Source organism: Gluconobacter sp., assembly GCF_047723935.1.
Classification (GTDB): Bacteria; Pseudomonadota; Alphaproteobacteria; order Acetobacterales; family Acetobacteraceae; genus Gluconobacter.
Window position 1 is genome coordinate 25612 of the sequence record NZ_JBDOBO010000007.1, and the last position, 22531, is coordinate 48142.

At 58.3% G+C, this 22531-nt stretch carries 21 protein-coding genes; 13 read left to right on the forward strand and 8 right to left on the reverse strand.

Annotated elements, in window-relative coordinates; genetic code table 11:
- Positions 1-31 precede the first annotated feature (31 nt).
- From argF to ABF979_RS05250, 3 genes are all read right to left on the reverse strand, one after another.
- On the reverse strand, positions 32-961 hold the full coding sequence (gene argF, locus ABF979_RS05240) for an ornithine carbamoyltransferase (protein WP_415558352.1): 930 nt from the start codon (positions 959-961) through the stop codon (positions 32-34).
- A gap of 41 nt (positions 962-1002) precedes the next feature.
- Positions 1003-2205 carry an aspartate aminotransferase family protein gene (locus tag ABF979_RS05245; RefSeq protein WP_415558289.1) on the reverse strand — a complete coding sequence of 401 codons (1203 nt, stop codon included), beginning with the start codon at positions 2203-2205 and terminating at the stop codon, positions 1003-1005.
- A gap of 151 nt (positions 2206-2356) precedes the next feature.
- On the reverse strand, positions 2357-3922 hold the full coding sequence (locus ABF979_RS05250) for a D-aminopeptidase (RefSeq protein ID WP_415558291.1): 1566 nt from the start codon (positions 3920-3922) through the stop codon (positions 2357-2359).
- Between the two features lie 64 nt (positions 3923-3986).
- Between ABF979_RS05250 and ABF979_RS05255 the strand changes: the two genes are divergently transcribed.
- From ABF979_RS05255 to ABF979_RS05285, 7 genes are all read left to right on the forward strand, one after another.
- The gene (locus tag ABF979_RS05255) at positions 3987-4595 is read left to right on the forward strand and encodes a regulatory protein RecX (RefSeq protein ID WP_046900930.1); all 609 of its coding nucleotides are present in this window, start codon (positions 3987-3989) and stop codon (positions 4593-4595) included.
- Positions 4592-5062: a CHAP domain-containing protein gene (locus ABF979_RS05260; RefSeq protein ID WP_215751076.1), complete on the forward strand. Its 471-nt coding sequence runs from the start codon at positions 4592-4594 to the stop codon at positions 5060-5062. Before ABF979_RS05255 ends, ABF979_RS05260 begins: the two co-directional genes overlap by 4 nt.
- Positions 5063-5133: 71 nt before the next feature.
- Complete coding sequence (locus ABF979_RS05265) at positions 5134-5391, forward strand: twin-arginine translocase TatA/TatE family subunit (protein WP_046900273.1); 258 nt, start codon at positions 5134-5136, stop codon at positions 5389-5391.
- On the forward strand, positions 5391-6017 hold the full coding sequence (locus tag ABF979_RS05270; protein WP_064274250.1) for a methylthioribulose 1-phosphate dehydratase: 627 nt from the start codon (positions 5391-5393) through the stop codon (positions 6015-6017). Before ABF979_RS05265 ends, ABF979_RS05270 begins: the two co-directional genes overlap by 1 nt.
- A gap of 3 nt (positions 6018-6020) precedes the next feature.
- Positions 6021-6575, forward strand: coding sequence for a 1,2-dihydroxy-3-keto-5-methylthiopentene dioxygenase (locus ABF979_RS05275; protein ID WP_215751074.1), 555 nt, complete (start codon positions 6021-6023; stop codon positions 6573-6575).
- A 9-nt stretch (positions 6576-6584) separates the two neighbouring features.
- A complete protein-coding gene (gene mtnC / locus ABF979_RS05280; RefSeq protein ID WP_415558294.1) occupies positions 6585-7265 on the forward strand; it encodes an acireductone synthase in 681 nt (226 codons plus the stop codon).
- Complete coding sequence (locus ABF979_RS05285; RefSeq protein ID WP_415558296.1) at positions 7262-8185, forward strand: bifunctional riboflavin kinase/FAD synthetase; 924 nt, start codon at positions 7262-7264, stop codon at positions 8183-8185. The genes mtnC and ABF979_RS05285 overlap by 4 nt, the downstream gene beginning before the upstream one ends.
- A 74-nt stretch (positions 8186-8259) precedes the next feature.
- Here the strand turns inward: ABF979_RS05285 and ABF979_RS05290 are convergent, their stop codons facing one another.
- Both ABF979_RS05290 and ABF979_RS05295 read right to left on the reverse strand, forming a co-directional pair.
- Positions 8260-9018 carry a tetratricopeptide repeat protein gene (locus tag ABF979_RS05290; protein WP_415558298.1) on the reverse strand — a complete coding sequence of 253 codons (759 nt, stop codon included), beginning with the start codon at positions 9016-9018 and terminating at the stop codon, positions 8260-8262.
- 89 nt (positions 9019-9107) lie between these two features.
- The gene (locus tag ABF979_RS05295; protein ID WP_415558299.1) at positions 9108-10073 is read right to left on the reverse strand and encodes a TraB/GumN family protein; all 966 of its coding nucleotides are present in this window, start codon (positions 10071-10073) and stop codon (positions 9108-9110) included.
- 219 nt (positions 10074-10292) lie between these two features.
- Here ABF979_RS05295 and ileS point away from each other — a divergent pair, with 219 nt between their 5' ends.
- From ileS to dld, 5 genes are all read left to right on the forward strand, one after another.
- A complete protein-coding gene (gene ileS, locus ABF979_RS05300) occupies positions 10293-13139 on the forward strand; it encodes an isoleucine--tRNA ligase (protein ID WP_415558301.1) in 2847 nt (948 codons plus the stop codon).
- Complete coding sequence (gene lspA / locus ABF979_RS05305; RefSeq protein ID WP_415558303.1) at positions 13139-13651, forward strand: signal peptidase II; 513 nt, start codon at positions 13139-13141, stop codon at positions 13649-13651. The genes ileS and lspA overlap by 1 nt, the downstream gene beginning before the upstream one ends.
- A 50-nt stretch (positions 13652-13701) precedes the next feature.
- Entirely contained in the window at positions 13702-14277 is a 576-nt protein-coding gene (locus ABF979_RS05310; protein WP_415558305.1) for a DUF3035 domain-containing protein, read from the forward strand.
- A 39-nt stretch (positions 14278-14316) separates the two neighbouring features.
- Positions 14317-16179, forward strand: a complete 1863-nt coding sequence (gene mutL, locus ABF979_RS05315; RefSeq protein ID WP_415558354.1) for a DNA mismatch repair endonuclease MutL — start codon at positions 14317-14319, stop codon at positions 16177-16179.
- Between the two features lie 165 nt (positions 16180-16344).
- A complete protein-coding gene (dld, locus tag ABF979_RS05320; protein WP_415558307.1) occupies positions 16345-18060 on the forward strand; it encodes a D-lactate dehydrogenase in 1716 nt (571 codons plus the stop codon).
- A gap of 19 nt (positions 18061-18079) precedes the next feature.
- On the opposite strand, the gene ABF979_RS05325 is transcribed toward dld, so the two are convergent.
- From ABF979_RS05325 to ABF979_RS05335, 3 genes are all read right to left on the reverse strand, one after another.
- Positions 18080-18976 carry an EamA family transporter gene (locus tag ABF979_RS05325; RefSeq protein ID WP_415558309.1) on the reverse strand — a complete coding sequence of 299 codons (897 nt, stop codon included), beginning with the start codon at positions 18974-18976 and terminating at the stop codon, positions 18080-18082.
- A 2-nt stretch (positions 18977-18978) separates the two neighbouring features.
- Positions 18979-20994: a DNA topoisomerase IV subunit B gene (gene parE, locus ABF979_RS05330; RefSeq protein WP_046900259.1), complete on the reverse strand. Its 2016-nt coding sequence runs from the start codon at positions 20992-20994 to the stop codon at positions 18979-18981.
- Positions 20995-21075: 81 nt separating this feature from the next.
- Positions 21076-21636 carry a hypothetical protein gene (locus tag ABF979_RS05335; RefSeq protein ID WP_249203008.1) on the reverse strand — a complete coding sequence of 187 codons (561 nt, stop codon included), beginning with the start codon at positions 21634-21636 and terminating at the stop codon, positions 21076-21078.
- Between the two features lie 316 nt (positions 21637-21952).
- Here ABF979_RS05335 and ABF979_RS05340 point away from each other — a divergent pair, with 316 nt between their 5' ends.
- On the forward strand, positions 21953-22504 hold the full coding sequence (locus ABF979_RS05340; RefSeq protein WP_415558311.1) for a hypothetical protein: 552 nt from the start codon (positions 21953-21955) through the stop codon (positions 22502-22504).
- Positions 22505-22531 lie beyond the last annotated feature (27 nt).

Below are 22531 nucleotides of genomic sequence, written 5' to 3' on the forward strand. Positions count from 1 at the left end.
CGTCCCCTGTCAAGGAATGGCGGTGTATCGATCACCCGTTCTCTCTTCCAAGAGCCCAGAGAAGCAGGCCCTTTTGCGTATGAAGGCGGTTTTCCGCCTCGTCAAAAACAACAGACGCCGGGCTTTCGAACACCTCGGCAGTCACTTCCTCCCCGATATGGGCAGGCAGGCAGTGAAGGAACAGGGCATCTGGTGCAGCTTTTGCCATAAGGGCCGCATCCACCTGATAAGGACGGAAGGCAGCAAGGCGCTGATCGCGATCTTTGTCCCCCATGCTGACCCACGTGTCTGTCAGAACAGCATCTGCGCCCATGACAGCCTCAGCAGGGTTTTGGAAGACCTCAATGGAGGCACCATTTTGGCGTGCCCAGGCAACAGAACGCTCACTGGGGGCGAAACCTTCCGGCGTTGCCAGACGAACATTGAATTTGAGCAGAGCTGCCGCTTCCATCAGGGAAGTAGCTACGTTGTTGCCGTCCCCAATCCACGCAAGCGTCTTTCCCGCAATCGGGCCACGATGCTCTTCAAATGTCAGTACATCTGCCAGAATCTGGATGGGATGAGAGACTGGCGTCAGACCGTTGATGACCGGAACCGTGCTCCACTTTGCCAGCTCACGCAGGTTCTCGTCCTTACCGGTTCGCAGAACAATCACATCCAGAAAGCGCGACAGAACGCGGGCCGTATCCGCAATAGTTTCCCCGCGGCCAAGCTGCATGTCTCCCGGTGAAAGGACGGACACTTGGCCGCCCAACTGCCCCATACCCACTTCGAATGAAACACGTGTGCGGGTGGAGGGCTGTGCCAGCATTAGTCCCAGAGTGCGTCCTTCAAGAGGGCGGTCCGGATGTAGCGGATTTTTACGATTGTTCTGCAGCGCTTTGATGCGGGCCGACAGATCAATGATCTGTCGGATGACTTCGCCGCTGAAATCGCGAATATCAAGAAAATGCCGTGGCATCTGCTGTTCCGTTCCTGCTGTCCGGGGGGCAATTGCCAAACTCACGACACTTTCTCCTGTTCTTTCTTATGGGCGGCCGAGTAGGCTTCGGCAGCTTCGATCAATTTCTTGCAGGCGACCTGACAGTCTTCTTCCGTCACAATCAACGGAGGTACCAGACGCAGCACATTATCGCCCGCACCAACGGTCAGAAGCCCGGCGGCTGTTACGAGCGGCATCACCTCTCCAACAGGTGGGACGCAGTGCAGGCCACGCATCAGACCCATGCCGCGGACATCGTCAAAAACGTCCGGTGAACGCTTCACGACATCCCGCAACATGCCTTCGAAGGCCTCTCCAACCGTGCAGATATGCTCCAGAAAGCCGGGGCTGAGAACTTCTTCCAGAACTGTCGTTCCTGCCGCACAAGCCAATGGATTGCCGCCAAATGTCGTCCCGTGCGAGCCAGGTGTCAGATGTTTGGCCAGCTCTTCGGTTGCCAGAACAGCCCCGAGCGGGAAGCCGCCACCAATGCCCTTGGCAATGGAAATGACGTCCGGCTTGATGCCATACCACTCATGCGCAAACAGCTTTCCTGTCCGGCCAACACCGGTCTGGACTTCATCGAAGCCCAGATAGATGCCGTGCTCGTCACAGACTGCGCGCAAGGCCTTCATGAAGACTTCGGACGCTGGCTTAATGCCGCTTTCACCCTGAATGGGCTCCACGATAATACCGGCAGTTTCCGGCGTAATAGCTGCGCGCAGCGTGTTGGTATTGTTGAACGGTGCATGGTCGAACCCTTCAACAACAGGCCCAAACCCCTTTTGGTATGCAGGATTTCCGGTTGCAGAAATCATGGCCAATGTCCGACCGTGAAACGCGCCGTCAAAGCAAAGAATGCGCGTACGCTCGGGATGGCCGTTCTCGAACTGCGCCCGACGGATCATCTTCACCATGCCCTCGTTTGCTTCAGCGCCCGAGTTGCAGAACAGCACAGAGTCCGCGAATGAGTTCTTCACCAGAAGATCCGCCAGCTTTTCAGCCTGCGGAATACGGTAAAGGTTCGAGACATGCATGACCTTCGCGGCCTGATCCGCAATGGTCTTCACCAGCTTCGGGTGGCCGTGGCCCAGCGAAGAGACGGCAATGCCAGCCCCGAAATCCAGATATCGTCGCCCGTCCGATGCCGTCAGCCAGACGCCTTCGCCCTGCTCGAAAGCAAGGTCGGCACGTTTGTAATTGGGCATGAGGGCGGAGATCATGATGATCGTCGATCCTGGATCAGGGTGAATGAAAGCTGCAGAATCGGAAAACCCTGCCCCGGTCGCCCGGGGCAGGGCCAAAGATTCCGCAGACGCATAGTGTGCGGCAGAAATACGATCCGTCAAACCCCTTGCGGGGAAAGAACGGTTGTCAGGCGCGCCTGTAAACCAGATCCCGCGCCAGCCAGCATCCGACCTTCACGGTGTTGACGCCTGAAGAATCCCGCTCGAACAGCAGCGTCCAGTCGCCTGGTGCCGTATGATCGAGCGCTCGAGGGCACGGCAAAACCCAGACGTCCCGTGCCAGCCTCTGAAGCGGCTCCATGCGGCCGTTGCCCAGAAAGCCTGAGAAACCGCCATAGACGACGCCACCTGCCAGCTCGATGGTGACTTCCGCCTCATCCAGTTCTTCACAGCGATAAACGCCTTCAAGTGCTTCGATGTCTTCACCAGCGGTTTCGTCACAGGCGGTGAGAATGCCCACGCGGTTTTCACCGGGGCGCTCCATCCGGATTTCGTCTCCCTGACGAACGATCTGGACGCTCGGTGTTTCAGCCCGCGAGGCGGAAACACCTTCCAGCATTTCCGGCACCATCAGATATCGAAGCTTGGCTCCGCCGGGAGCAGGCTCGATTCGCGCGGATAGCCCGGTCTCTCGTTCAATGAAGGTGCCGTACAATTCATGAGGCGGCTGTGTCGCCCGATCCGGCTCATAGGGAACACCCAGTGCTGCTGCCAGGATCTGGCCCGCTGCAACCTGTGCAGGCGACATATGGTTGAACATCACAACGACAGACAGGCGCTCAGACGCGACGTGCAGTCTGTGGGACCGCCAACCCCTAAGCGCGCCACCATGCATTGTCACATCACGCCCGAAAAGGGATGTCCGTTGCAGCCCAAACCCATAAGGTGCAGCTTCACCATCACGGAACGTCACCGGCGTTGTCAGACGGTTGTAAAGCCCGTCAGGATCATCGCGCGTCGCATCAATGAAACGTTCCCAGGCAATCATGTCATCAAGCGATGCGCCCAGACCTGCGTCTCCGGTCCACCAGATGTTATTGACAGCCGGGCGAAAACCGCTCTCCACGGTTCCTTCATATCCAACAGTCCCGTCCGGCATGGCGCGTGTTTCGGCTGCCAGAATGGCCCGTTCCATACCCACGGGATTGAAAATGGACGTCTGAAGAAGTTCAGCGAAACTCCGCCCTGTCCTGTCTTCCAGAATGTCAGATAGCAGCCGGAAGTTCTGGTTCACATAGGAGTAAGATGTACCGGGCTGGAACTGGAGCGTACGCGTGCCGTCAATAACGCGACGTCCTTCCCGATCCCCGAAAAATCCTTCGACTGGTGCGCCATGCAACATCGCCACAGCCCAGTAGTCACGCAGGCCTGACTGGTTGTGTGCAAGATGAAGCGCGCCTGGCGCCGGCTCATCCAGTTGCGGCAACCGGTCGTCCACATCTCCATCCAGTTCCGCCGGGTCCTGGAAAAGATCCAGCAATACGCCGCAGGTGAACTGCTTCGTGATGGAGCACATGCGGAACAGGGAAGCCGGCGTGAACGGCAGGCGTCGCTCTGCATTGGCATAGCCCCATGTGTGACGGACGAGAACCTCGCCATCTTTCACAACAGCCACAGCCCCGCCGGGGCCGGGATAGCGGACAGGAAGGGCGGAGACAGCCGCCTCGAGGCGGGCTGAAAGAGAGTCGCTCATGGCTCGAATGATGACCCTATCCGATCTTGCCGTAAATGCCCTCTTCGCAGCATACTCTTCTGCTATGGAGGACATACCAACAGCTCCCGATTTCAAGGCACTGCGCGAAATGGCCCTGGCCCACGTGGCTCGCTTTGCCACAACCGAGCATAGCCTGCGCCAGACGCTGGAACGGCGTCTTCGGCGCTGGGGCACGCGTGCAGTGCATGCCGGGCTGCCTGAAGAAGATGCCGAAGCCACAATCAGAACTCTTCGACCCGCCGTGGAAGACGTCATTGTCGCCATGACAGAACTCGGCGCCGTCAATGACGCCGGATTCGCCCGCTCCCGTGCCCTGAACCTGACCCGGACCGGACGATCTCGCCGGGCTGTCGCAGCACATCTGGCCACGAAGGGCGTTGATCAGACGACCACGCAGGAAGCGCTCAACGAATCGCTGGGTGAAAGATCAGACGAAACGGCGCGGGAGGCGGAACTGGCGGCTGCGCTCGTTCTGGCGCGCAAACGTCGCGTCGGTCCCTTCTGCCGCCCGGACCGCCCACAAGAAGACCCGGTTCGCGTTATGGGAATCTTTGCGCGTAATGGTTTCTCCCGGGATGTCGTGCAGACAGCCTTGGAAATGGACACTGAAGAAGCAGAAGACCGCATCATCGCTTTCCGGAGCCGCCCATGAAAAAACTGGCACTCTGCCTGCTGCTGTCACTCACAGCCTGTGGCGGTAGTCGCGAATACAGTCGTGCCAGTTTCAACGGGCCGCTCCAGTGCGCACCCTATGCCCGGTCCCGGACAGGTCTTCAGTTGCGGGGCAGTGCGGCATCCTGGTGGCGTCAGTCAGCAGGGCATTATGCCCGGAGCCATGCCCCCATTCCGGGTTCAGTTCTTGTCTTCCGGGCAACGTCCCGGGTGCCGAGTGGGCATGTTTCGATCGTGCGCAGACAGATTTCTTCAAACACGATCCTTGTAGATCATGCTAACTGGGAACCAGGACGCATCGATCGCAATGTCCCCATCACGGATGTTTCACCCAGCCATGACTGGACTCTGGTCCGGGTCTGGTGGGCACCCATTCACGGCCTGGGGCGCCGGGCCTATCCGACCTATGGCTTCGTTTCGGCCTCTGGTCGGGATGATGCGTCCTGAGCGAACGCTTGCACAAACGCCCAAGCCTTGCCACATGAAGGTGTAGCCTTGGCTTTTCGGAGTATTACATTATGGGCAGCATGAGCCCCGTTCACTGGCTGATCCTGGCGGTCGTCCTGCTCGTCGTGTTTGGCGGCGGCGGCAAGATCAGCGGCCTGATGGGAGACTTTGCGAAGGGCATCAAGTCCTTCAAGAAGAACATGGGCGAAGACGAGAACATGACGCCACCTGAAGCCAATCAGGCGCCGGGTCATATCTCGGCCCCCAATCAGTCGCCCGGCTACAGCCAGACGACTACCAACAGCGACACGCACCGCACGCAGGTCTGATGTTGAATACGACGTCTGATACGGCATGGACCGAGGCCGCCGGACAAATCGTCCGGGCAGGCCAGCGGATGGATCAGCGCGGCTGGGTTCCAGCTACAGCTGGCAACCTGTCCGTACGTCTGGCAGATGGCCGCATCGCCATCACGCGGTCAGGAGGGCACAAAGGCTTCCTGACAGAGCAGGACGTGATCCAGATCACCCCTGAAGGCGTACCGCTGGACCCAACGAAGCGGGCCAGTGCGGAAACCCTGCTCCATACCCAGCTCTATGCGCATGATCCGTCGATCGGGGCTGTACTGCACGGTCACTCTGTTGCGGCCACCATCCTGTCCATGGATGAACCAACAGATGCGATCACCCTCGCGGGTTATGAAGTGCTGAAGGTTTTTGAAGGCCAGTCAACGCACGACACCAGCCTGGACTTACCCCTGTTCCACAACGATCAGGATATCGCCCGTCTCTCGACAGTTGTTGCTCCGAAACTGTCGGACATGCGTCTGGGTTACCTGATCCGCGGTCATGGCGTTTATGTCTGGGGTAAAGACATGTTCACAGCATTGGCGCGGCTTGAAGGGCTTGAATTCCTGCTTGCCTGCCATCTCGCCCGTCTCCAGAAGGCACGCTGAACCATGAGCAGACTGACTGTTTATCGGGACGACAGCCCCGAAACGATCCTTCTCGACGTTACCACCCCCGGGGAAATCGCCGAGACCCTGCGTCCGCATAATATCCGTTTCGAACGCTGGACGCCGCCTGTCACGCCTGCAAAAGACGCGACTACGGACGAAATTCTGGACGCATATCGCCCCTATCTCGACACCCTCATGGGTGAAACGGGCGCGGGAAGTGCAGACGTGGTGCGCATCAACGCGTCCACGCCCAATCTGCCAGAGTTACGCAAAAAGTTCCTCTCGGAGCACACGCACAGCGAAGATGAAGTTCGGTTCTTTGTGCATGGTCAGGGCGCTTTCGTCCTGCACATTCACGGCCGGATCTATTCGGTTCTCTGCACGGCTGGAGACCTGATTTCTGTGCCGGAAGGCATTCCGCACTGGTTTGATGCTGGCCCATCCCCGGATGTGGTCGCTCTGCGCGTTTTCACCGACACAACTGGATGGATCGCGCAATATACAGGCGATGATATCGCCGAGCGTTTCCCCGCAGACGTCTCCACTTCCTCCTGAAAGTCTGACATGATCCGTCTCGTCCTGCTTGATATCGAAGGCACGACCCTGCCGATCTCTTTCGTTCGGGACGTCATGTTCCCTTATGCAGCCAAAGCCCTTCCGGATTTGATCGAAGACCACACAAACCCGCAGGTTGTGGCCGCACGAGCAGATATTGTCATCTCCCATCCTGGAGAAGATCCGTTGAAGGTCTGTCAGGACTGGATGGCCAGGGACGAGAAAGCGGCTTCCCTCAAAACACTTCAGGGCATCACTTGGCGGCAGGGTTTTGAAGATGGCACGCTCCGTGCAGATCTCTACAAGGATGTTCCCCCGGCCCTGAAGGCTTGGTCTGAGGGCGGCCTGCGTCTCGCAGTGTACTCTTCGGGCTCCATTCCATCGCAGAAGCTTTTGTATGGCTATACGGAACAAGGTGACCTGACGTCCCTGTTCGACGGCTTCTTCGATCTTTCCACAGGCGGGAAGAAAGATGCGGCATCCTATACAAAAATTGCAGAAGCTTGCGGTTTAAAGCCGGAAGATATCCTTTTCCTTTCCGACATTGGAGCCGAGCTGGACGCTGCGATAGAAGCTGGTCTTCAGGTCTGTCAGCTCGTGCGCCCACAGGATCACACAGTTCCGCACACGGGTGTTCTTCACGCGGCAGATCTGAATGACGTTACCCAGAAGTTCAGTCTCCTCGCATGACCCTGCACACTGATTGGCGAGATATTCCGAAGGACGCCCGCGGCACGGTTGCCGCTCTAGGGAACTTCGACGGTGTTCATCGGGGACATGTGCACCTGCTGCATAGTCTTCGTGCAGCGCGTCCTGACCATCCGCTCTCCGTTGTGACGTTTGATCCGCATCCGAGAGAGTTGTTTCGCCCTCAGAATCTACCGTGTCGCCTCATGCTTCCGGATGTCCGCGCCAAGGCGCTGGAAGAGCAGGGCGTGGCCCATGTTTTCCAGATTCCCTTCGACAAGGATTTTTCGCGGTTAAGCGCAGAATCCTTTGTTCATGATGTGCTCTTGGGGGCTCTTGGTGTCCGTCACGTCGCCTGTGGCGCAGATTTTGCCTTCGGTCATCGCAGAACCGGCAACACTGACGATCTGGAAGCGCTTCTGACGCCAAAGGGTGTCGGGCTGACGATTGTACCGCAGTTAGTGGATGAGGGCGGCCCTATCTCATCCAGCCGCATTCGCCGCCTGCTTCAGGAAGGGTATCCTGAACGGGCTGCGCTGGAACTGGGCCGACCATGGTCGATCGTCGGGCCGGTCATCCACGGGGATCAGCGGGGACGTCTTCTCGGTTTTCCCACAGCGAACATCCCCCTTCGTCAGCATCTCGAACCCGCACGCGGAGTTTATGCCGTTCAGGTGATGCTGCCAGATGGACGGATCCTTCCCGGAGTAGCGAATATCGGCCGGCGTCCGACCATAAACGATGGACAGGAAAGCCGCCTTGAAGTCCATCTTTTTGATTTCTCGGAAGACCTTTACGGCAAAACCCTGAGCGTTGCTCTGATTGCGCTTCTGCGGGATGAAAAGCGCTTCTCGGGGCTTGAGGAACTCAAGGCTCAGATTGTTCAGGATGCCGAACAGGCGCGTCGTCTTCTCGGGCGCTAGGACGTCTTTTTGAGCTCTGAACTTCAGAGTGCGTCAAGCTCAGGCTACATGGGAATACAGCACCGGGGAGGATATTATTCTCCTTGAGAGCGGATGCCGATTTCTTTCAGGCGTTCCTGAACGCGCTCTTCCAGCTTCTGATCTCTTTTGTTCCCCAAAAGGACCAGCTTCTTGCTCATCGCCAGAAGAATGTCAGACGTGGCATCCACAACAGCCTTGCGCCACCAGCCCAGCGCTTCGTCAATCTGGCCAGCATCCACCAGCGCCGTCGCATAGTTGTGCTGCCCCCGGTAATCTCCACCTTCTGCTGACTTTCGGTACCAGTCCAAGGCTGCCGCACGGTCTTGGGGTACGACCCAGCCTTCTTCCAGAAAACGTGCATACAGGTTCATGGATTTGGCATGGTCGTTGTGCGCCGCTGTTCGAAACAGATGAAGCGCCTTTGGCAGATCCTGCGGCTGTCCGATGCCCCGCATGGTCAGAATGCCCAGATTATAACGGCCCCATTCGTCTCCAGCTTCAGCCGCTGCTGTATAACACCGGGCCGCTTCCTGAAGGTCTTTTTCGCATCCCCAGCCGAATTGAAAGCACCGGCCCCGCATATTGTGCCCCGGTCCGAACCCGGCCTTTGCGGCAATGGTAAACCATTCCAGTGCCCCGAAAGGGTCCTTGGGAACATAAATGCTCTCCAACAGGACCTGCCCCCACTGGACGATTTCCAGATGGTGCCCTTTCAGGGCTTTCTCACGGATGATCTCGATATGAGACGGCAGCGGAGGGGCTGCCTCACGTTCGGGTGGGCGGGGAAAGATTTTCCTGAAAACGCGCTTCATGCCGGGGTCACCATCCGCCCTGTCCGAATGCAGAAAATACTGCCGCCGGACTGTAGCTTCCCAAGTCGTTCAGGCAAAGCGCCCGCTGTTTACAGCGACGTTTTTGCCGAAGGTGCGGGCACGATCTGCTGAACGTCAAAACCGTCCTTTTTCAGGAGCGCAGGAAGTCCTTCTGGGCCCGCCATGTGTAAAGACCCAACGGCCACGAACAGGGACTTTCCAGAATCATGAAGGGTCAGGATTTTCTGGGCCATCGCTGCATTTCGCTCATCAATTATGTGGAACGTCTGGCGTTTCTCCTGTGGTGTCCGCTCACATTTGCACCACTGTTTGTACTGGTTCAGTCGCGTCAGATCGCTGCGCCCCCACATCGCAATCAACTGATCTTCATCTTTCCGCGCTTCCCCCGAGGAAATCTGCTTGATGGTTTCATCAATGAAGGCGTTTTCTTTGGATAGCTTGGGGGAGATCAGAAGGTTACGCTGTGTCTGAACATCTTCGAGAGCGATAACTTCCTTTTTCAGGCTGCCTGCCATTCCTTGAAGGACAAAGTCGACGGCATAATCGGGATAATATCCATCTGCACGCGCAGCTGACGCGCTAAGCCCGGCCGCTTCAAGGCCGATTGCCGTAGTGGCAAAGCCTGCCGTGGGAATACAGAGTTCATCTGCCAGGGCATCGAGTTTTTTCTTCCGCCCTGAAGCAATCAGCTTTTCACGGTTGGCTGGTTCTTCAGGTTTGCGAAGGGCTGCCAGTGTCTGGGGATCCTGCAGATTCAGTTCAAGCGCAACAGCCTGGCTTTGCAGGATGGCGGACCGTATGAGCGGCCCAGGCATCAACCATTCTTCGCGAGAGGCATGAACAGTGCCGTACAGCCACGACGTATGACCATCTTTCGTGGCTTTCCACAGAAAACCGCGGTCCTGGGATGTCATCAGAAGATGAGGCAGATCAGATTTGGACGGAACAGCTGCCGGCGCCGGACAACGAGGGGCCTGTGCTACCGCGAGAGAAGGAGCAATCGCCAGGATCGCAGCCAGCCAGAATGTCTTCATGAAAATGCCCTCGTACAGATCTTCTGCCAAAACAGATCATGCTTCTGCCCCTGAAACAATCCATGACCAGACCTGTCATTCAATTGTCTTGAAGGCCTGAATAACAGCGTTTTTGGCAGAACATGACGCGGTTTACCCTCAGAAGACTTGACCACATCCCCGCCCAATCTCCATATGGTCCCCCTTATTTTGTGTGAATGACCAAAGTTGGCCCGTCCCATGTCCGACAAGTCCGATACGACCTTCAAAGAACAGCAGGATCGCTACCGCGATACTGTGTTCCTGCCGCGCACCGGCTTCCCTATGCGGGGTGGCCTGCCGAAGCGTGAGCCCGAGACGCTTGCCCGCTGGGCAGCCATGGATCTGGACGGGAAAATCCGTGAGGAAGGGAAGGGACGCCCGGTCTTCACGCTGCACGACGGCCCTCCGTATGCCAACGGGCACATTCACATTGGTCACGCGCTCAACAAGGTGATGAAAGACGTCATCAACCGTGCGCATCGTATGTCTGGTTTCGAAGTCCGCTATCAGCCGGGCTGGGACTGTCATGGTCTGCCGATTGAATGGCGGATCGAGGAACAGTACCGCAAGGCTGGCAAGGACAAGGATCAGGTTCCCCTGCTCCAGTTCCGTGCAGAGTGTCGCCAGTACGCCGCGGAGTGGGTGAGCAAGCAGGCGGAAGACTTCAAACGCATCGGTGTTCAGGCCGAGTGGGCCAATCGTTACGTCACGATGGACTATAGCTCTGAAGCCAAAATTGTTGGAGAAATCGGCAAGTTCCTGCTGAATGGCGGTCTGTATCGGGGCCTCCGCCCTGTTATGTGGAGCCCCGTCGAGAAGACCGCGCTGGCCGAAGCTGAGATCGAATACCACGACGTTGATTCCACCACGATCTTCGTCGCCTTCCCGATCATCAAGGACCCGACGCCGGGTGACGCCCTTGATGGCGTCTCAGCCGTTATCTGGACCACAACGCCGTGGACCATTCCAGCTAACCGTGCGCTCGCTTATGGCCCGGACATCACTTACGTGGTTCTGCGTGCTGATGAGATCACGGAAGCCAGCGTTGTCCCGCAGGGCGCGCGCCTGCTGATCGCGGAAGACCGTGTCGAGGCCTTCTGCGCCGAAACCGGTATTAGCGCGCATCACATTCTTTACACGCTGCCCGGCAGCGCGCTGGAAGGCGCTATTGCCGCTCATCCGCTGCGTGGTCGTGGTTACGAATATGACGTGCCGATGCTTCCGGGCGATTTCGTCACGACAGATGCTGGTACGGGCCTTGTTCACATGGCGCCGTCTCATGGTCAGGATGACTTTATCGTCTGCCGCCAGTTCGGCATTGAAGTGCCGGAACTGGTGCAGGATGACGGTCGCTACGCGTCATGGGTTCCGCATCTCGAAGGCATCCATGTTTTCAAGGCCGCTGACCCGGTCTGCGATCTGCTGACGGAAGCCCGTCAGTCCGGTGAACATGACGACGCACCTGCGACCGGCCTTATGGCCCGCAGCAAGATCCGTCATTCCTATCCGCATTCCTGGCGTTCCAAAGCCCCGATCATCTTCCGCGCCACACCTCAATGGTTCATCGCGATGGATGGGGAAACGAAGCTGCGCGAGAAGGCTCTCAAGGCGCTTGATCCTGTCACCTTCGTGCCTGAGGCCGCCCGTCGCCGCCTGACATCCATGGTCGAGCAGCGTCCGGACTGGTGCATCTCCCGTCAGCGCGCCTGGGGCGTGCCGATTGCCGTCTTCGTCGAGAAGCGAAGCGGTGAAGTCCTGCGTGATGCAGACGTCATGGACCGGATCGTCAAGGCTTTCCACGAAAAGGGTGCGGACGTCTGGTACGACACAGACCCGGCTGTTTTCCTTGGTCCAAACCGTGACCCGGCGGACTACGAACAGGTCTTCGATATTGTGGACGTGTGGTTTGAATCTGGCTCCACGCATCAGTTCGTTCTGGGGCAGGAAGGTCTGAACTTCCCGGCAGACGTCTATCTGGAAGGCTCTGATCAGCATCGCGGCTGGTTCCAGTCGTCCCTGCTGGAAAGCGTCGGCACACGTGGTGTCGCCCCCTACAAAGCCCTTGTGACGAACGGCTTCGTACTGGACGAACAGGGCCGCAAGATGTCCAAGTCGCTCGGGAACGTCATTGCCCCGTCAGACGTCACGGACTCACTGGGTGCTGACATTCTGCGCCTGTGGGTACTGAACTCCGACACGAACGAAGACCTGCGCATCGGCAACGAGATCCTGAAGCAGCAAGGCGAACTGTACCGTCGCCTGCGCAACACCCTGCGCTGGCTGTTGGGCGCGCTCGATGGCTTCACGGAAGAAGAGACTGTCCCCTATGCTGAAATGCCGCCGCTGGAGCAGTATATCCTGCACCGCCTCTCGGAACTGCGCGGCCTGATCAGCACGGCCGTCGAAACGCATCAGTGGGTGGGTGTCTATCCGGCCCTGCATGGTTTCTGCACGACGGATCTGTCCGCATTCTATTTCGATATCCGTAAGGACGCGATCTACTGTGACGCTCCTTCTGATCTGACGCGCCGCGCCTCCCGCACGGTTCTGGATGCTCTGCACCGTGCGCTCTGCACCTGGCTGGCACCCGTGTTGGTCTTCACAGCGGAAGAAGCCTGGAGCGCCCGTTTCGGTGAAGAGAGCAGCATTCATCTTGAGCAGTTCTTTGAGCCTGATGCCGAGTGGAACAACCCGGAACTGGGCGCCAACTGGGACGAGATCCGCGCCTACCGCCGTCTTGTCACGACCGAGTTGGAAACAGCCCGTCGTGACGGCGTCATTGGCGCCTCTCTGGAAGCCAGTGTAACGCTTCCGATCTCACAGGAAGAAGCAGCGTCTCTTACCGGAATTGACTGGGCAGAGCTGCTCATCACGTCCCACGCGGAGATTGAGCTTCTGCCCGGCGAAACTGCTCATGGCGGTCCGCAGGTCGAGCGTGCGCCGGGTCATAAATGCGCCCGTTGCTGGAAGGTCCTGCCGGACGTTGGTGAAAGCGCCGAACATCCGGCTCTGTGCCGTCGCTGCGTCAGTGTGGTGAGTGCCTGATGTCCCTTTGGCAGGAAGGTATGAGCCGTATAGGGCGGCTGGTTCTCGGGCTCGCCCTGCTAGTTCTGGTCCTCGTTCTGGATCAGGCCAGCAAGGACTGGATTCTTTACGGCTATAATTTGCCGGAGAAAGGGTCTGTCCAGATCCTCCCATTCCTGAACTTCACCATGGTCTGGAACCATGCTGTGACGTTTGGAATGTTTGGTGGTCTGCGCAGTAAAGGGCCTCTGGTCTTCTGTACGGTCTCTTTACTGGCCGTGGGCCTGCTGGTTTGGACCATGACAAAAACGCGCCGGACACTGGTCGCGGGGGCCTGCGGGGCCATCGCGGGTGGTGCCATCGGTAACGTCATTGACCGCTTGCGGTATGGTGCCGTTGTGGACTTTCTGCATGCCCACGCTTTCGGTTGGTCATGGTATGTCTTCAACATTGCCGATGCCGGTATTGTGTGCGGGGTGGCGGTCTGGCTGATTGACTCCCTTCTTGCTGAACGTAACAGCCAGCCGCAGTGAGCAAGGGGAGCTTGCCCCCACGCTGTGCGGACTGTAGGACTATACCCATCATGATTGCGTCCCAGGGTCCCTCAATGCGCCGTAACCGTCTTCCAGTTGCCCGTCTCAGCGTACAGATGGGTGCAATTGCTTCATTCGGCCTGATGCTGTCTGGTTGCTCAGGCAGCGATCTGGAGCGGGCCTTCGGCATGGAACGCTACATGCCGGACGAATATACCGTCACGACGCGTGCTCCGCTGTCCATGCCGCCTTCAGAGAAGATGCAGCTTCCCGGCGCTGCCGATGCGCACCGCCCGGACGAAAGCCCGCGGATGCAGGCTCTTGAAACGCTGTCTCCGGATGCAGCGCTGCACCCCTTTGGCGGCGAAAACAGCAGCGGCCAGTCCGCTCTGGTCGGGCAGGTGGATAAGGCTTCGGGTGCTCCCAACAATGCCGAACTCGGTGCTGCTGACGCCGGCTTTGTTGATAACCTGATGTTCTGGAGGGGGGGGCAGGCTGGCTCCGTGGTCGACGGAGATGCTGAAAACCGTCGTATTCGTGAGAACTCGGCTCTGGGTCGTAACCCGGCAACAGGCGCCACCCCGACCGTCAAGAAAAAGAGCGGCCACTTTCTGGGCGTGCTGTAAACGGCACTCTCCCGACCTTCAGGATTGTGAGTCACCGTCCTGTCTGAAAAACCTTCCCTTGTACGCCCGGTCATCCGTCGGCTGTCAGGTCATGTTGTTGATCTGATCGCGGCGGGTGAGGTTATTGAACGGCCGGCTGCGGCTCTGAAAGAGCTTGTCGAGAACGCGATTGATGCTGGCGCCACGCGCCTTGTGGTCGCCCTTCGCGCTGGCGGTACAGATCGTATCGATGTCACGGACAATGGTTGCGGCATGACCCCGGAAGAGCTGGACATGGCTGTCCAGCGCCATTGCACATCCAAATTGCAGGACGAACGTCTCGTTCAGATCCGCACGCTTGGTTTCCGTGGAGAAGCCCTGCCATCCATTGGAGCAAGCGCACGCCTTTCCATTACATCCCGAACAGCCGAATCTGACACGGCCTGGTGCATTCGTGTCGATGGAGGCGTCATTACGCCGCCGCACCCCTCCTCCGGCCCGGTGGGCACGCGGATTGTGGTTACGGATCTGTTCTTCGCCACCCCTGCGCGACGCAAATTTCTTAAAAGCCCGCGTGTTGAAAACAGTCATGCCGAATCGGTCATGCGGCGGCTGGCTCTGAGCGCACCGCATTGCGCCATGCGCGTCACACTGGACGACAAGGTCCTGTTTGACCTGCCCGAACAGAGCCCCATCGCCCGGACGGCAACGGTTCTGGAGACAACACCCGACACGCTGATCCCGCTTGATGAACAGCGCGGCCATATACGCCTGTCCGGCTTTGCATGTGGCCCTGCCAAAACCAAGGCTACCGGTTCGGGCCAGTTTATCATGGTCAATCACCGCCCGGTTACAGATCCCATGCTGCGGACAGCCATCCGTGTGGCGTATCGTCCCGTCATTGAGCGGGGGCGTTTTCCGGTGATGGCTCTTCATCTCAAGGTGCCTCTGGAGCGACTGGATGTGAACGTACATCCTGCCAAGACGGAACTGCGCTTTGCCGATGAAGCTGAAGTCCGGGCACTCGTCATTGGCGGTTTGGGTCGGGCCCTCGGCCATGGGTCCAGCGGCGGAGGGGGAATCCACGCCAGCTTTGGGTCACGTCCAGCGCGTCCTTCAATTTCCTATCCGTCGCGGCCAGACGTTCCTGTTGAACTGCCCTCTTTCAATGAGTTCCGGGCAGAGTCAGCAGCATCGTTGCCCTTAAGTGTGCCAAAGGCAGCGCCATTCGCTCCCGATCGATCGGGGTTTGCTGAACAGGAAGCCGGTTTTGCGCCGGCTGCGCGTGCGCCCCAACCTGTCCCAGAGCATCTTGACGCCTCTTTTCCGCTCGGCGCTTCGGTGGCTCAGGTCTTTGACACATACATTATTGCCGTTGCCCCTGATGGGGATCTGGTTCTCGTGGATCAGCATGCGGCTCATGAACGTCTGACTCATGAGCGCCTGAGAGAGCAGTATGCCAGCGGGACTCTACGGTCTCAGGCGCTCCTTCTGCCTGAAGTCGTGGATCTGCCACGGCGGGATGCTGAGGCTCTACTGGCACGGTCTGAAGATCTGTCCAGATTGGGGATAGACCTCGAATCCTTTGGTGCAGGGAGCGTGCTGCTCCGATCAGTCCCCGCCCTTCTCGGCACAAAGGACGTTCAGGGCCTTTTGCGGGATGTGGCGGACGAACTCGCCAATGATCCGGACCTTGATGCTGGCAATACGGATAGTTTTTCCAATCGTCTGGATGCCATTCTGGCCCGGATGGCCTGTCATGGAAGCATTCGCGCGGGCCGACGCCTGAAACCGGAAGAAATGGATGCCCTTTTGCGGGAAATGGAGCGTACTCCGCGCGCCAATACCTGTTCGCACGGCCGTCCAACCTGGTTAAAACTGACGCGTAGTGAGATCGAGCGTCTTTTCGGGCGTATTAAATAGTCGCCCAATTGTGATCCCATTGCTTGATCTGAGGCATGGACGGCGCGCTCTTGCGGGTGTGTCTGTAAGCCTGTCGCTGAACAGGCGTAAATTTTGGAACCATGGAGTCCGCTGGCTGCGCTTTGACGGTAGCAACGCCAGAAACGTTGAAGGAAGAATACAGACATGCCGGCCAGCTCCAGCGGGAACACGGTTTTCCTTGATGCCCTTCGTTCGGTCGTTGGCCGCCGTCATGTTCTGACCAAGCCCAACGCGACTTATCGCTTCCGTAAAGGATACCGGTTTGGGCTCGGCGATGTGCTGGCCGTTCTGCAGCCGGGAAACCTTGTTGAACTGTGGAAAGCTGCCAAGCTCTGTGCTGAAAGCGGCAAGATCATCATCATGCAGGCCGCTAACACCGGCCTGACCGGTGGCTCTACACCGGATGGCAACGATTATGACCGCGAGATCGTCATCATCAGCACGAACCGGCTGGATGGCATCCACCTGATCGGTGAGGGGCGGCAGGTTGTCTGTCTTCCTGGCTCGACCCTGCATGATCTGGAAGAAAAACTCGCCAAAATTGGCCGCGAGCCTCACTCGGTTATTGGCTCATCCTGTATCGGTGCCTCCGTTCTGGGCGGTGTGAGTAACAATTCCGGCGGCGCTCTGGTGCAGCGCGGCCCGGCTTTCACGGAAATGGCCCTGTTCGGTCAGATGGGGGCAGATGGGAAACTGCATCTCGTCAACCATCTGGGGATCCGCCTCGTGGGCGATCCGGAGCAGATTCTTTCTGCCGTTCAGGCTGGGCAGCTTCCGGATAGCGCTATCGACTGGAACGCAGGGCGTGGCCATGACGCGGGCTATGCCCAGCATGTGCGGGACGTGGATGCTGAAACGCCTGCACGCTTTAATGCGGACCCCAGCCGCTGGCATGAAGCCGCTGGATGCGCGGGGAAGCTAGTTGTGTTCGCCGTTCGCCTCGACACCTTCAAGGCCAATAAGAATCCAGCAGTATTCTACATCGGGACCAACAGCACGCAGGATCTGGAAGATCTGCGTCGTCATATCCTGACAAGCTTCGATGAGTTGCCAATCGCCGGAGAATATATCCACCGCGACGCGTTCAATATTGCCGAGGTGTATGGCAAGGACACGACAGCCATCATTCGCTACATGGGTACACGGTTCCTGCCCACGTTCTTCGGTCTGAAATCCCGGTTCGATATTGCCGTACAGCGCATCCCCGGCATTTCAGGCCACCTGAGTGACCTGTTGCTTCAGGCGTTCAGCAAGGTCATTCCCAAGCAGCTCCCGGCACGCATGTGTGATTTCCGGGATCGTTTCGAGCATCATCTCATGCTCAAGGTATCGGCGGAGCTTGCAGCGCCCGTCAAAGCGTATCTTGAAGAATGGCACTCAAAAACGTCTGGCGATTTCTTTGCCTGCACCCCGGAAGAAGGCAAGCTGGCCTTCCTCCATCGCTTTGCCGCAGCCGGGGCGGCCATCCGTTACCGTGCCGTTCATTCAAAGACGGCAGAAGACATTGTTGCTCTTGATGTGGCGCTGCGCCGCAATGACCGGGAGTGGTTTGAAACCCTGCCGAAAGAGATTGAAGACAAGATTATCGTCAAACTCTACTACGGCCACTTCTTCTGCCACGTGATGCATCAGGATTACGTGGTGAAAAAGGGTTACAACGCCATGGCCGTGGAGCACTCCATGCTGCCAGGTTTGGAAGCCCGGGGTGCCCGTTATCCTGCCGAGCATAACGTCGGTCATCTTTACGATGCGCCGGAAGAGATGATCGAACACTATCGCAGTCTGGACCCATGCAACTGCTTTAATCCGGGTATTGGCAAAGCCACCAAACGCCGGAACTGGGTCGCTGAAAGCGTCTGATTATCCTTTGCCCGGACGGTCAGTGCAGAGTGGCTTTCCGGGCTGTGAGAACGTTGCCGAGAGACGCAACAACGATGCACAGAACGCCTGCCCATCGTGTGATCGACAGCGCTTCGCCCAGAAAGATCCAGCCTGAAACGGCGCCGAGCATGGGCTCCATGCTCAGCAGAATTCCAAGGTCTTTCGGCCGAAGGCGACGCATGGCCATCATGTCAAGAATATAAGGCACGGCCGAGGAGAGAACGGCCACGCTGAGGGCCGCTCCTCCCTGCCACGGATGTGTGATGACGGTGGGAATTGTGGGGATCAGGCAGGGGAGAAGAAAAATCCCCGCCGTGGCCATACCCAGCGTCGTCGCTTGCCCCGCATCCAGAATTTTCCCCATGCGGGTGCCTGTGAGGATGTACACGATCCACCCGCAGCCACTCAGGAGTGCTGCACAGACTCCGAATATATCCAGAGCATGGGCAGATCCGGCAACGGATGCCGTCTCTGGGCGTAGCAGCAGATACAGTCCGGAAATCACAAAGAGTACCCAGCACAGGTCGAGCCAGCGACGTGATCCAGCAAGTGCGAGCGTTAGCGGGCCCGTGAATTCAAGTGCAACCACGATTCCCAATGGCAGGCGAACCAGCGCCACATAGAAGCAGAAGTTCATGACCGCGACAGACGCGCCATAAGGCAGCAGCAGCTTCAGGGCTGCTGGTGTCAGGGTCATGCGAGTCGGGCGCCAGATGGCCAGCAGAATGAGTGCGGCCATGCAGACACGCAGCCCCACCATTCCGGTTGGACCAAAGAGCGGGAAAAGCCCCTTCGCCAGCGTGGCGCCGATCTGGAAGGAAGATATCCCCCCGATCAGTAGCCCTACCGCCTTAAGTTGTCCGTATTTTTCAACAGGCTGCACACCAGTGGTCACGTTCAGACGTCAAGATCTTCGACGGAACGGGCGTGCTCCTGAATGAAGCGGAATCGGAGTTCCGGCTTGCGTCCCATGAGGCTTTCCACGCGTTCGCTTGTCAGCGCGCGATCTTCAGGAAGAGCGACCACTCGCAGAAGCGTCCGGCGTGCAGGGTCCATCGTCGTCTGCTTGAGGTCCTTCACAGGCATCTCGCCCAGCCCCTTGAATCGGGACACTTCGACCTTCGCATTGGACTTGAAGTCCGCCTTGATGCGCTTGTCACGGTCCTGATCGTTCATCGCATAGACCGTCTTTGCCCCATGCGTCAGGCGATACAGCGGCGGCTGAGCCAGATGCAAATGCCCATGACGGATCAGTTCCGGCATTTCGCGATAGAAGAACGTCATCAGAAGGGAGGCGATATGCGCACCGTCGACGTCAGCGTCTGTCATGATGATGACGCGGCCGTAGCGAAGGCGGCTGATGTCGAAAGACGACCCCAGACCGCAGCCAAGAGCTTCCGTTAGGTCGCGGAGTTCCTGATTCCCGCGGAGCTTGTCGGCGGTGGCGGAGGCGACGTTCAGAATCTTGCCGCGCAGTGGTAGAACAGCCTGCGTTTCCCGGTCACGTGCCTGGCGCGCAGAGCCACCGGCCGATTCGCCCTCGACCAGAAACAGTTCGGTCTCGGAGGCATTTTCGCGGGTGCAGTCTGTCAGCTTGCCGGGAAGGCGCAGTTTGCGGGTTGCACTTTTCCGCGCTGTTTCCTTGACTTCACGACGGCGCAAACGCTCTTCAGCGCGCTCCACCATGAACGCCAGAAGATTATCTGCCTGCTGCGGGTTTCCGCCGAGCCAATGGTCGATTCGGTCACGCAGGGCGCCTTCTACAAGACGCGAGGCTTCCTGATTGGTCAGTTTGTCCTTGGTCTGGCCCTGAAACTGCGGGTCACGAATAAAGACAGAAAGCTTGGCGGCAACGGCGCCAAGAACATCTTCAGCTGTGATCGCTGCTGCGCGTTTGACCTTGCGCTGGTCTCCCCAGGAACGGAAACCCTTGACCAGAGCGGCCCGGAAGCCCGCTTCATGCGTGCCGCCCTGCGGCGTGGGAATCGTGTTGCAGTAGGAGGTGAGTGTGGATGTGCCAGCTTCCAGAAACGCGACAGCCCACTCTACCTTGCCACCTGTCCGGCCATCGGCTGCCAGAGGAAGCTCGGCTTCTCCGGCCCAAAGTGGCGTCAATAGATCGGGGTTGGCACCGAGTTCTGCCGTCAGGGCATCTTCCAGGCCGTTCGGAAACTGGATCGTGGCTTCGACTGGTGTTTCGTCGCCAGCCTTGATCAGCTCCGGATCACATTTCCACTGAATGATGACGCCACGGAACAGAGCGGCCTTGGAGCAGCAGAGTCGGTACAGGCGGGATGCGGAAAAATGAAGATTCCCGAAGATTTCCGGATCAGGCGAAAAGCGAACCGTGGTGCCTCGGCGATTGGGAGCCTTGCCGACTTCGGCCAACGGGCCAAGCGGCACACCACGGGAGAAATCCTGCCGATACAGTACCCGGTCCCGGGCGACTTCCACTTCAAGCTTGTCGGAAAGCGCGTTGACAACCGAACTGCCGACACCATGCAGGCCGCCAGACGTATCATACGCCTTGCCAGAGAATTTTCCGCCCGCATGAAGCGTCGTAAAGATTACTTCCAGCGCGGATTTATCCGGGAATTTGGGATGAGGGTCCGTTGGGATGCCGCGACCATTATCGCGCACCATGAGTGTCCGCGGGCCTTCCAGTCGCATTTCGATGCTACTGGCATGGCCGGCTACGGCTTCATCCATGGCGTTATCGAGAATTTCGGAGGCAAGGTGATGATAGGCGTTATCATCCGTGCCACCGATATACATTCCAGGGCGACGACGAACAGGCTCCAGTCCTTCAAGGACCTCGATATCCTGTGCGCCATAATCCGTGTTGACGGCGCCTTTGCGGCCGCCAGTCGCCTTGGTATTTCCTGCTTTGCCTGACTCGAACAGATCGCTCATGTCTGCGTTGTCGCCGTCCCAGTCCGGAACGTCAAGAGAACGCTTCCGGATGGAACAGAACGACTGACTTTCGGCGGCAGATCAGGCGCGGTGCGTGCGACGCGTCGTGGTGCTTTTGGTTGTGCCATGGCGCGGCCGACGGTCAACAGTGGCAGGTGCTGCACAGCTCTCATAGGACGCAGGCTGGGCGACATCTTTGGCTTCGGCGTAGTGAGCCAGGTCGGAACCCGTTTCGAGTGCATCAATCTCATCGAACATGGCTGTGCGCTGTTCACAGAACACCGTGCCGGACTTCAGGCCACCAAGAGACTGCACATCTGCAAGCTGCGTGATGTAATCATCATGCGCTGCCTGAGCGCGACGACCGTATGTGGTGCGGAAATAGCCATCAAGGCGCTTTTCTGCATCCAGAAGGGACGGGCGGAACTTGGCCACGAACGCGTTGTAACGGTCCTGCGACTTGCAGGAGAGAGCCGTTACCATCAGTTCGGACTTCAGGCCCGCGACGTCAAAAGCTTCATGAGCCGGGGAGTTGCCGCACTCAGCTGCGAAAGCTGGCGTGGCATGAGCGGCGAACAGTGTTGTGCACGCCAGGCCAGCACCAGCCAGACGGACGAAGGAACGACGGAAAAACGAAGGCATCGACAAACTCCACAAGGCCGGGACTGATGGCCGGAAACAGACAGACAGCATAATCCGGGCTTGCGGCCCGCGGAAAGATGAATCCGCATGTGAGAAACGTGCGGCAAGCTCTTTACCTGCAACATAATTTCGTGGCGGAAAATGGGCGTTCGCGTTCTCAATTGTAATTTATCGCGCCGACCGCAGAAAAAGCCCTGAAAGTGCGCATAAGGGAGACGGACAGGCTTTCACCCCGCCTCGTCCTGTTCTACATGCGAACGTCTATCTTGTCGCGGGAAGCGCGGCATTAAGTCTGTCACGAGCGTTGGAGTTGACCGTGCGCCTGCGAGGTTCCGTCATTACCTTGGGATCGGCCTTTGCCTTTACCCTGCTTCTTTCCGGCTGCGCACAGCAGGCGATCGTTCAACGCTCTGTGACGCCGAACCCCTTCGGCTACCAGAAGGTTTCTGCAGTCTGCCACGTCTCGCCGGTCACAACCGCCGCTGATGGCACGATGAACGTGGACATGACCGTTCGCAGTGACGATGGCCTCTGCGCGATCTCCGTGCAGAAATCCTTCGGCAGCAGCTATTCCTCCTTCGGTGTGAATCCTGCGCCGTCACACGGCAAGGCTTTCCTCTACAACTACGATGGCCACACCTACGTGAACTATACCCCTGCAACGGCTTATGCTGGTGCAGACACGTTCACGGCGGAGCTGATCCCAGGTGGTGGCAAGAAGCGCGAACACCTCGTTGTACACATCACTGTGGACGCGACCGGCGTTGTTGTTGCCAAGCCTGCTGTTACGGCACCGACGCCGAAGGCTGCTACAACCACCACGAAAAAGAAGACAGTTACGCGTCAGACGACACGTCGCAAGCACTGAAGCTCTTCAGCTTCGTGACGAAAAAGG